This is a genomic window from Candidatus Melainabacteria bacterium RIFOXYA2_FULL_32_9 (assembly GCA_001784615.1).
Taxonomy (GTDB): domain Bacteria; phylum Cyanobacteriota; class Vampirovibrionia; order Gastranaerophilales; family UBA9579; genus UBA9579.
Map to the genome: position 1 here is coordinate 1 of MFRQ01000106.1, position 11,522 is coordinate 11,522.

Consider the following 11,522-nt stretch of genomic DNA (forward strand, 5'->3'; position numbering starts at 1 on the left):
AATCCAAATTATAGCATTATTTAATGGATTGCTTCGCTTCGCTCGCAATGACAGATTTGAGTTTTAAAATACGCAATAATTTTTTGTTTGTTCCTTAATAATAAATAAGTCTATTAAAAGGTAAAAAAATGACCAAGAAAAATTCAATGGGCTCTGATGTCGTAGAAGGATTTGCCTGCAAGCCCAAAGAACTTGATAAAAACAAGCCTATAATGTTCTCTGCCGTGCAAATATTTATTTGTGATGGTCATAGATGTCAGGATGAGGAGACTTCAGATAACCTGGCTGACAAAATCAGAGATATTATAAAAGAACTTGGCTATGACAAAGGTGAAAATCGAGTAAAAGTAACCAGAACCTATTGTAATGGTGCTTGTAGGTTTAGAAAATTTGCTTACGCTTATAAAAATGCTAATACAGCTAACTTTACTCCTGAACAATCTTTCTCAGCCTGGAAGAGAGTGCATGAGTGGACTGATGATCAGTGGAAAGAACTAATAATTTCACTGGTTGAAGGAAAAGAACCGGAATCATTAAAAAATTTCAGGGTTGAAGATAAAATATACGATGAATAACATAAAAAGGCTCATTAATATCAGATATGGAAACTAAGAAAATTTTAAAATCAGGATATACTACAGGAAGCCATGCCACTTCAGCTCTTAAAGCGGCATTATTTTCTTTATTGACAGGTAAAACTGATTTTAAAACTATTTCTATTAACTTGCCTGAAGGTGATGATGTTGAGCTTGATATAGGTAATATAAAGAAAACAGACAATTATGTTTTGGTAAGTGTAGTAAAGTCAGATAATGATGATGTTGATGTGACGAAAGGTTGCAAAATCATTTGCTGGGCAGGATATAATTTGGAAGAAATACCTTATTTAAAACAGGAAATTTCTCATCAACCACATAATTTACAACTAGAATCAGGCCAATTATTGATTTGGGCTGGTAAAGGTCTTGGAATAGTTACTAAAAAAGGCCTTGATGCTCCTGTTGGCTTTCCTGCCATAAACCCTGTTCCACTTGGCATGATGAAAGAATCAGCTGATCAGGTTTTTAAAGAGCTTAATATCAAAGATAATAAAGAGATTTTTATTGTATTTGAAGTGGAAAATGGTGAAGAAATAGCTAAAAATACCGCAAATGCTAAAGCAGGAATTCTTGGAGGTCTTTCTTTTATTGGCAAAAAAGGTGTAGTTAAGCCTATTTCATCAGAAGCATATCTTGATTCTTTGGCTGCTGAAATTAATGTTGCTGCTCAAAATGGAATAAAAAATATTATATTTACAATGGGAAATTCTTCTTTGAAATTTGCAGAAAATAATTATCAACCTGAAGAATATATAGTAGAAATTGGAAATTTTGTCTTTGATTCTTTGAAATTGCTTGCAGAACAGGAATTTAATAAAGTAACTATAGTTACAAATATTGGAAAATTAACGAAAATTGCTCAAGGGAAGAAGAATACAAATAACAGATATGGTGATATAGATTTTAATCTGGTTAGATGCTGGCTAGAAAAAGAAGAATTCCCTGCTATTATAACTTCGATTTGTGATGATATAACAATTATTGGCTCACTTGAAAAAACTATAATTGCTGAATATTCTGAATATAGCGATAAGTTTTATCAAATTATAATTAATAATGCGCTAGATGAGCTAAAAAATTGGGCAATCGAACTTAATTTAAACAATATTCAAATTGAAATTATCTTAACTGACGGAGACAGAGTAAAATATCGTAAATCTTATTAAGAAAGTCTTTATATATTTAATAGCATAAGAAACAATTCTTCAATATTTCAGGAGTTCATAAGAGGGCGAAGCCCTCTTGTCCTATAAGGGTGGTGGGCGGGATATGAAAAATATCATTCCTGACAATTTTTTCTCTTTTTAAGAAAAGTTCATACTTAAGATAGTTCTCATATATTCAATATGGAAGTAGAATATTTATAAAAATAGTAAATTGGTAAAACTGTCAGGAAAAATAAAATGCTAACAATAGCTGGTTCTGGAATTAACTTATATTCATTAGCTGAAGTAATAGAAAAAGTTCAGTGCTCAGAGTTTGATTGTCTTATAACAGATATTAATTTTGATACTCCAGAAAACAAGGAGTTATTACCCGCAAATTTAGAGGTGAATTTTTTACCTTTTAAGGAGATAAGGCTTTTTATCAAAGAAAAATACTTACAAAACAAGAAAATTCTTTATGTTGTGACAGGAAGCCCTATATTTTATTCGGCAACTAAAGAGATTTTACGATATTTAGAAAACGAAATTCCAGAATTTGACTCTAATAGAGTTAACGTATTACCAGCCGAGTCTTCTAAAGATTACATCCTTAGAAAGCTAAATATACCGGAGAGTGAAGTAACTGCGCTTTCTCTTCATGGCAGAGATTTTCTTGATTTAACAAAATTCCTGACAACAAAATATGCATTTCTACTTTGTGATGAGCATTCATTACAGAAAATTGCAGATGATACAAGATTTATACAAGATGATCTTATTTTCTATATTGGATCAAAATTGGGCTCTGACGATGAAAGAATAACCAAATTTGACCTGTATAAAGCAACAAAAGAAATGTCTCTGGAGGAAATCAAGCAAGCCTTAGTTCCATATGTTCTTTTAATAGAGAGAAAGTATGATATTTCTCAAACTTTCTCAAATAATGAAGACTTTGAGACTAACGCTGGTATGCTTACTAAAACCGATAAAAGAGCAATCACTCTCCAATCTTTAGAACTACAGCCAAATCTTTTAATGTGGGATATAGGAGCAGGGTCGGGGTCGGTTTCTATTGATGCTTATAAGATTTTCAAAATCAGATCACTGCTTTTTGAGAAGAATGAAGAGCAATGCGCCTTTATCAAGAGAAATCTTACTAATCATAAGGTAGCTGGTACACAATTATTCGAAGGCAATGTGCTGGAAAACTATAAAAAAGCTCCAAAACCTGATCGTATATTCATTGGTGGTGGTGGGGAAAAGGTTCTCAATCAAGTAGAAAATCTATATCTTGAATTAAAAGACAATGGATTAATGGTCATAAACGTTGTTGTGCTTGAGAATTTATCAGAGTTGCTTTTGACTTTAAGAAAAGCTGATATTGATTATGAAGTCAGAAGCATTGATATATCAAATTATAAAAAGATTTCTCAGGATATAAAACTGAGTATTGCAGAATCTGAAAGAACGCTGTTTCAAGTAATAGTAAAAAAATGAGGAAATATATATGAATAAAGTAATATTTATAGGTGCAGGACCTGGAGATCCTAAGTTAATAACGGTAAAAGCCAGAGAAATACTTGAATCAGCAAAAGTTATACTATATACTGGCTCACTAGTCCCAAGAGAAGTTCTAAGCTGGGCCCCTGAAGGCTGCTTGGTAGAGAGTTCTGAAGATATGTCTTATCAAGAAATCTTTGATTTTATCGAAAAGCATATCAAAACAAGTGATGTGGTAAGGGTTCATACAGGTGATCCTTCCATATATTCGACTACTGCAAAGCAAATAAAGTTTTTAGATGAGAAAAATATTTCTTATGAAGTAATTCCTGGAGTAACTGCGGCATTTGGTGCAGCAGCATCTTTAGGGATAGAATATACCATTCCTGGAGTTAGTCAGACATTAATCATCTCAAGGGTAGAAGGAAAAACGCCAAATCCTGAGAATCTTGAAAGTATCTTATCCTGCAAAAATTCATCCAAAGTTTTCTACTTATCAGTAGCATTATTGGATGAATTATATAATACAGCTAAAAAACTAGGTTATAGCGATGATACACCTTGCTGGATAGTGGAGAAAGCTACATGGCCAGAGCAAGCAGTGATTAAAGGTGTTTTGAGCAATATACATGAAAAAGTAAAAGAAGCTGGAATCAAAAGAACCGCATTAATTCTCTTTGGAGATTATTTGTATCAAGAAGAAAAAGAAGAATCACATCTTTATAACGTGCCATCAGGAAAGTATTAATGAAGAATATATCCCTAATAACAGTTAACAATCCGGGACTTGAAGCAGCAGAAAAAACTGTTGAGGATTTAGTAAGAGTAAATCAGGATTTTAAAATAAATATTTATCATAAAAGCAGCAAAAATCCTGAAACTAGGGCTAATTATATAAAATATTCTGAAATTGATGAAATTCTTGATCAGGCCTGGCAAAATAGCGATGCAATAATATGGTTTACAGCAACAGGTATTGTTGTAAGAAAAATTGCAGGACTAATTAATTCAAAAACAATAGATCCGGCTATTCTAGTTATAAATTTGTCAAGCACACAAGTAATACCATTATTATCAGGTCATATTGGCGGGGCTAATGAACTGGCACAAAAATTAACAGAAATTAATCCTGATTTAACCTCATTTATTACTACTGCAACAGATTCTTTAAACGTATTTGCTTTTGATAATTTTGCTAAAAAAGCAGGGTTTGAGATTGGAAATATTGAAAAACTGGCAAAAATTTCCAATTCTCTTATTAATGGGCACACTATTAATCTGGTAACTTATCCTAAAATCTTTGAATACTTAAAAAATGAAGGTTTAGATGGATCAAAAATTGAATTTCACAACTGTTTAAATGAGACTAATCTTGTAAACAATGGCTATCCAACTGTAATTTTATCTCCTTTTAATGATACAAATCAGGAGGTATTTAAAATCAGGATTAGACCTATTATTCTTGGAATAGGACTAAATAGAGATACGCCTTTGGAAGAATTGGAGTCTGATATTAAGAATTTTCTAAACGAATATAAACTTAATTTTGAAGATATAAAAATCATAGCTTCATTTGATGCCAAAAAAGATGAAGAAGCCTTACAATTATTTAGTAAAAAATATAAAATAGAACTTGCTTTCTTTGATAAAGATGAGATCAATCAGTTAAATCAAGATTTTTCAAAGTCAAAAGCGGAAGAATTTTTCAATATCAAAGGAGTGGCTGAACCTACAGCAGTTTTAGCTGCACCTTTTAAGACACTATTTATCAAAAAAAAGGTTTATAAGAATACAACAATAGCAGCAGCATTTTAAAGGAGTTGAAATGAGTAAGGGTGAAATTTATATAGTCTCAACAGGTACTGGCAATATACAGCAACTAACAGGTAATGCCGTTGAATGCTTGAATAAAGCTGACCTGATAGTTGGTTACAGTAAGTATATTAAGGATATAGAGTCTTTAATAGAAGGAAAAGAAATATATTCAACCGGGATGACTCATGAGGTCGATCGTTGTAAATATGCTGTTCAAGAAACATTAAAATCTAAAAAAGTAGCTTTGATTTCAAACGGGGATGCCAATGTTTATGGCATGGCAGGATTAGTGCTTGAAATTATCGATGCAAACAATCTTTGGGATAAGCTTGAAGTAGTGATAGAGCCAGGAATTACTTCTATACTTACAGCAGCAGCTAAAGCAGGCGCTCCTATTATGCATGATTTTGCAGTTATATCGTTATCAAATCTTCTTACTCCTATAGAATTAATTTATAAAAGATTAAATAATGCATTAGAAGCTGATTTCGTGCTTGGTTTATATAATCCTCTTTCTCATTCAAGAAAAGAGCCTTATGCTAAATTCCTTGAAGTGCTAAAACAACACCGTAAAGAAGATACCCCGGTTGTAATAGCCCAGAATCTAGGCAGAGATAATGAGACTATTTATATTAAGACAGTAAAAGATTTGCTGGAATTTAAAGATGATATGAAAATGATTAATATGTCCACCATATTAATCATTGGTAGCTCTGCAACAAAGCTGGTAAACTCCGGCAAAAATGTTATAACTAAAAGAGGCTATCAACAAAACTACGATTATCAACTGCAATAAGTAAAAAGCACTATTGTCATTTTGAAAAAAAATCTCAAAAATGTGGTGGTCATTGTGAGCCATTAAATAAGGATATAAGCGTAAATAAAACTTTGCGAAACAATCTCAAAGCATAAAAACACCACTGGTGGCTAAGCCACATTCTTAAGTCATCAATCATTCCAATAATACCTCTGTCATTCTGGGCGGAGCGAAGAATCTCAAGGGAAAATAATCTTGAATATTGATTTATCAAAAGCAAATCTTACTTTCCAGGAACTCTGGGAGATAAAAACCAGAGTAATTGCTATGAGAGACGTTATTATACAAAAAAGAAACTTGAGATTGTCTGAACTTAAAGATTTAGAATTAGAAAAAATAGTGGAGAAATTTTCCTTCAAGTCTATGCAGGCAGAATATCAAGAATTTTGTCCAATGCTAATCAATGACAAAAAGTGCCATGACCTGAAAGCAGAAGATTTAAGCTGCTACGGGTGCATTTGTCCAAATTATGATTTTGAAATAGGTTTTGATGAAAAGCAAAATCTTTATAAAATAGGTTTTTGCAGGGTAAATTCCAAGGAAGGCTTTTATAAACTAACTCAAACAAGGGAGGGAACTCCAAAAGAGTATTTAATATGGAACTGCGTAAACTGTAATATTCCTCATAATAAGGCTTTTGTTGAAAAAGAAGTAAAAAAGTCTCTAAGGAATATAATTTAGCTCAATAAGTTTATTGTATTTGTATTATAGTGATTATTTTACAAATCCTGATTCATTATAGGTTTTACTGTCATTCAATATTCTTGTTTTAAGGAGGAAAGAAAAAATACTTACTGATGTCAGCCGGATATGTTCCGGCATCTATACAGTTAACGCTTATAGCTTTTATTTGCATACAGGATAAATCCCGAATTTATTTCGGGATGATATTCCATTGTTTTTTAGGTAAAAACTTTTTCTTGTTTACTTATATCGTTAAAAAAATTGAATAAAATTTTAGAAAAGTTGGCAATACTTTTATTTTTCTATTGGCTTAAAATCAAAAATAATGGTAAATAAGAGGTTAGAGAAAATGGTTAGATTTATTTGTGAAAATTGTGGCAGTGAAATAGAGCAAGATATTATGTGCCATGGGCATAAAATCAAGTATCGACCAATTACTGAGCAGTTAGTTTGCACTGATTGTTCAGATAGGACTTTATCAGAACAGGAAATTGAAGAATGTGCTCCAAGATGTTGCTATAAAGTAATGGCACCTAAAGGATAGCTTATTTAAATTAAGGAACAAACAAAAAATTATTGCGTATTTTAAAACGCAAATCTGTCATTGCGAGCGAAGCGAAGCAATCCATTAAATAATGCTATAATTTGGATTGCCACGTCGGGCTTTCAGCCCTCCTCGCAATGACAATATCACTTTATGCGTAAGTATTTTTTGTTACCTCCTTATTTGAGAATTTTATGATGGTTTTGGTAAAAAAGTATAGATCTTTAATAAAGATATTTCTGTCTGACTGACGATTTATAAATCTTAGATAAAAGGTTATAAGAGTATTTATCTTTTATTGGTTAATATGTTAGTAACGATTAATGAGAAATTTCAGCTTATTTATCGGCAAAATCATAACCAGGATAACCCTGATAATACGATTTATTGCTTTTTTTCTATTATCAATAATTTCTTTTGCAATAGTAATAGTAGCTTCATTATTTGGTAGAAGCAAGTCACATTATGTAATACGCCATATTATAAGGCCTGTTTTTAATTTATTCTTTCCATTACAAATTGAAGGAGAAGAATATATAGAAGATTCAGGCGGTATGATTCTTGCTGGAAATCACACGGGTGTGCTTGACAGTGCAATTATTGAGATAGCCAGCAAAAGACCTGTAACCTTTCTTACAGCTTCCTGGGTTCAGAATCTTTTTGTTATAGGATGGTTAGCAAAACGTCTCAAAACGATCGCTATATCTAAGAAACATCTAGCTAGATCCTTGAGTCAGGTAATAGAAAGATTGAAAACAGGAGAAATTCTTTGTATTTTTCCAGAAGGTACACCAACTCCAACCGGAAATATATGTAAATTTGAAAAAGGAGTTGCATATATTCATAAAAAGAGTAAAGCTCCTATAATTCCATTTGCAATACAAGGTGGATATGAAGCCTGGCCCTGGAGGGTAGAATTACCAATATTTAGAGGGATAACAATTCAATTTGGACCTCCATATTGTAATTTTGAAGAAAAGGAGAAAATTATAGCCGAACAACTACAAAAACGGGTGCAAAATATGAAAAATTTTCTTGAAAAAAGAGAAAGAGAAAAAGTAGAAAAACCTTATTACGATAATTTTCTTGCTTTAATGCAGTTAAAGTTTGATATTTACGCTCCATTTAAAGCTTTATCATTTCAAGAAAAAGGTAAATGGGAAGATTTAAGCTATGCTGAACTGGTAAGATTATCTCAATGCATGGCTAACTATTTAATAGAGAATGGGGTTCAAAGGGGGGACAGGGTAGCTATTCTTTCAGAATCAAGACCTGAATGGGCAATTGCCTTTTTTGCTTCTATTATTTCCGGGGCTATTGTTGTACCTCTTGATATTAAACTTACTTTTGATGAATTAAAGCCTCTAGTGTTAAATTGTGAGCCTCATACTATTTGTGTATCTCCAAATCTTATAGAGAAAGCAAATAGACTAAAAAATGAAATTCAGTCAATTGAGCAGGTTTTTGTTATTGATAAAAATAAGTGTTCAGAAGAATTTAATTCTTTATACGGTTTAAAAGAGTATTCAGAAGAAAAAAGAAGAGAGCGTAATCTCGATGAAACAGCATTAATAGTTTATACATCAGGAACAACAGGAAATCCCAAAGGGGTTATGATCACTTTTAAAAATATCATTTCTCAAGTTAAAAATTTTGATGAAGTTTTTAATTTTACTTCCAGAGAATCTCTTATATCAATTCTTCCCTTAAACCATCTTCTGGAAATAACTGTCGGATTTATTACCATGCTATATAGAGGAGCTCAAATTACTTATACTACAACTCTTTATCCACAAGAGTTTATGAAAATTATGCAGGAAAAGAAAGTTACCAGGCTTGTTACAGTCCCATTGTTCCTGAAAGTCTTAAAAATGGGTATAGAAAGAGAAGTTCACAGATCTGATAAATTAAGCCAAAGCCTATTTCAATTGTTTTTCAACATATCTAAATTTATTCCCTTTAATTTTTTAAGAAAACTGCTATTCTTTAAAATTCATAGTAGGCTTGGGGGTGAAATTAAGGGATTTATTAGTGGTGGTGCTCCGCTAGATATTGATATAGCTGAATTTTTTACTAGAATAGGTATTCCAATATATCAAGGATATGGCTTAACCGAGACAAGTCCTGTTATATCTGCGAATACTCCAGAATATAACCGTTTAGGTTCAGTTGGTAAACCTCTTCCAAATGTAATGGTTAAAATATCTCAGGAAGAAGAAATCCTGGTAAAAGGCCCAAATGTTATGAAAGGTTATTATAATAAACCTGATCTTACTAATGAAGCAATAGATAAAAATGGGTGGTTTCATACGGGTGATAAAGGAAGAATTGATGATGACGGGTATTTATACGTTACTGGCAGACTTAAAAACATAATTGTATTAAGCGGCGGAGACAAAGTTCAACCTGAAGAAGTAGAGGCTGTATTATCGAAAAGTCCAATTATAAAGGAACTTTGTGTTATTGGAGTTCCAGTAACATCAGGACCTAAAAAAGGAACAGAGGAAGTATTATCTGTAGTTATACCTACAGAAGAAATGCAAAACAAGTTTCAAGATGATACTCAGAAGTTAGAAAATGTAATTTCTCAGGAAATAAATAAATTCTCTAAATCTCTAACAGTTTATAAACGGCCTGATAGGGTAGTAGTAAGAATGGAAGATTTCCCAAAAACTACAACTGGTAAGATAAAAAGAAAGCAGGTTCTTGATTGGTATTATAGTCAAGATTAAACTTGATTTAAGCATACTTTTTAGTAAGATTTAGATTATGCTCATTACTTTTCTATTGTTTTATTGAATAAATCCAAATTTCTTTTTAAGTTAATCAAAATATTCTTTTTCATTAGTTTTAATATTATCAAGTTTTCTTTTAATATTTCTTACATCTTTTTTAACTTCATTTATTTCGTGAATAAGATCATCAATAGACATTTTTAAGTCTGCTCCAATAGCTTCAAGAATTTTCATAGTAATTCTCCATTTGAATTGTCGAGTAGTTTTCTCAATAAATTTTATGTGCCAATTGGCTGTCGACTATAGGCACATCGTAGCATATATACTTTAGTTATGGAAGATAAGATTTTAAAACAATTTGCAAAACGTCTAAAAAAATTGCGAGAGGATAGAGCTTTATCTCAGGAAGAGCTGGCATTAAAAAGCAACCTCGATAGAACTTATATAGGGAGAATAGAAAGGGCTGAAAGGAACCCAAGCCTAAAATCTTTATATAAAATTGCGGTTGCACTTGATTTAAGCTTACCTGAACTTGTAGATTTAGACAGTTTAAATGATTGAGTAGATTATATATAGGCTTTGAGTATATTGTAGACTCCTGAAAATTGTTCTGGAGTCTATTTGATAATTTTTGAATTTTATTTATAGACGTATTGATGATCTTGCAAACTGGATATATAGGGAATGAAAATGAATTAATTGTTTCATAATATTCTTTTGCTTATTCCTACAGTATATGATTAATGATTCTATGAATCTGAAGGCCTGATATTACAAAAAGTTCAATGAAATATTGATAATAAGATTTTTAAGGAGATAGAGTCATGAAAAAATACATAGCAGAATTTATAGGCACTTTTATTCTGGTTTTTATTGGTGCAGGTGCAGCAGCGATAGGAAGTGATGCAATTGGTTTATTAGGAATTGCTATAGCTTTTGGTTTTGCCTTAATTGCGGCAGCATACAGTATAGGTCCTATCTCAGGAGCGCACATTAATCCTGCTGCTACTCTTGGAATGCTTGTTGCAGGCAGGATTAATGGTAAAGATGCTATTCGATACATTATTTCACAGTTTTTCGGTGCTATTGTTGCAGCAGCAATACTGGCAGTTATAGCTAAAGGAAAATTATCAGGCTACGATATCGAAATATATGGTCTTGGACAAAATGGTTATGGGCCTGAATATATGGGAGGATACAGTCTTTTAGCAGCAATGATTTTTGAGCTTATAGCTACATTTATATTTATTCTGGTGATTCTGGAATCAACGCAGGAAGGAGTTCCACGTCAAATAGCAGGTTTCGCTATAGGTATTACTCTTGCTGCAGCAATTATTTTGGGGATACAAATAACCGGAGGATCTCTTAATCCTGCAAGAAGTTTCGGCCCTGCATTGATAGTCGGTGGAGAAGCATTATCTCAAGTTTGGCTATTTCTCATTTTTCCAAGTATTGGAGGTGTTCTGGCAGGTCTTTTCTATCGTTTTATTAATGTCAGTACAACTGCAAGAGTTACTCCGCAAGAATAAATTCGTGAGTCGCTAAGATTTTAACAAACCGTCAGGTATTACTTGTACGGTTTGTTTTTTTGATCATATTAGCTTTTTACCAATAAGGACGCAATAAAAAATGCGTAAGTATTTTTTATTGCTCGTTTATTTGCTGGTTACAGGAATGAGGTGC

The 11,522-nt window shown here is 32.1% G+C and carries 11 protein-coding genes; all 11 read left to right on the plus strand.

Annotated features, from left to right (window positions below):
* Positions 1-128 precede the first annotated feature (128 nt).
* The 11 genes from A2255_02350 to A2255_02400 all read left to right on the plus strand — a co-directional run bounded on the left by A2255_02350 (position 129) and on the right by A2255_02400 (position 11,368).
* Entirely contained in the window at positions 129-575 is a 447-nt protein-coding gene (locus tag A2255_02350; protein ID OGI18685.1) for a hypothetical protein, read from the plus strand.
* Positions 576-601: 26 nt separating this feature from the next.
* Positions 602-1,765 carry a hypothetical protein gene (locus A2255_02355; protein OGI18686.1) on the plus strand — a complete coding sequence of 388 codons (1,164 nt, stop codon included), beginning with the start codon at positions 602-604 and terminating at the stop codon, positions 1,763-1,765.
* Between the two features lie 237 nt (positions 1,766-2,002).
* Positions 2,003-3,241, plus strand: a complete 1,239-nt coding sequence (locus tag A2255_02360) for a precorrin-6Y C5,15-methyltransferase (decarboxylating) subunit CbiT (GenBank protein ID OGI18687.1) — start codon at positions 2,003-2,005, stop codon at positions 3,239-3,241.
* A gap of 10 nt (positions 3,242-3,251) precedes the next feature.
* Positions 3,252-3,992 (plus strand): precorrin-4 C11-methyltransferase, encoded by a 741-nt coding sequence (locus tag A2255_02365; GenBank protein ID OGI18688.1) that lies wholly within the window; start codon positions 3,252-3,254, stop codon positions 3,990-3,992.
* Positions 3,992-5,059, plus strand: coding sequence for a hypothetical protein (locus A2255_02370; GenBank protein OGI18689.1), 1,068 nt, complete (start codon positions 3,992-3,994; stop codon positions 5,057-5,059). Before A2255_02365 ends, A2255_02370 begins: the two co-directional genes overlap by 1 nt.
* Before the next feature lie 10 nt (positions 5,060-5,069).
* The gene (locus A2255_02375; GenBank protein ID OGI18690.1) at positions 5,070-5,855 is read left to right on the plus strand and encodes a precorrin-3B C(17)-methyltransferase; all 786 of its coding nucleotides are present in this window, start codon (positions 5,070-5,072) and stop codon (positions 5,853-5,855) included.
* Positions 5,856-6,071: 216 nt separating this feature from the next.
* Positions 6,072-6,557, plus strand: coding sequence for a hypothetical protein (locus A2255_02380; GenBank protein ID OGI18691.1), 486 nt, complete (start codon positions 6,072-6,074; stop codon positions 6,555-6,557).
* 352 nt (positions 6,558-6,909) lie between these two features.
* Positions 6,910-7,104, plus strand: a complete 195-nt coding sequence (locus A2255_02385) for a hypothetical protein (GenBank protein ID OGI18692.1) — start codon at positions 6,910-6,912, stop codon at positions 7,102-7,104.
* 323 nt (positions 7,105-7,427) lie between these two features.
* Complete coding sequence (locus tag A2255_02390; GenBank protein ID OGI18693.1) at positions 7,428-9,836, plus strand: hypothetical protein; 2,409 nt, start codon at positions 7,428-7,430, stop codon at positions 9,834-9,836.
* Between the two features lie 336 nt (positions 9,837-10,172).
* A complete protein-coding gene (locus A2255_02395; protein OGI18694.1) occupies positions 10,173-10,400 on the plus strand; it encodes a hypothetical protein in 228 nt (75 codons plus the stop codon).
* A 263-nt stretch (positions 10,401-10,663) separates the two neighbouring features.
* Positions 10,664-11,368 carry an aquaporin gene (locus A2255_02400; GenBank protein ID OGI18695.1) on the plus strand — a complete coding sequence of 235 codons (705 nt, stop codon included), beginning with the start codon at positions 10,664-10,666 and terminating at the stop codon, positions 11,366-11,368.
* The last annotated feature ends 154 nt before the right edge of the window (positions 11,369-11,522 follow it).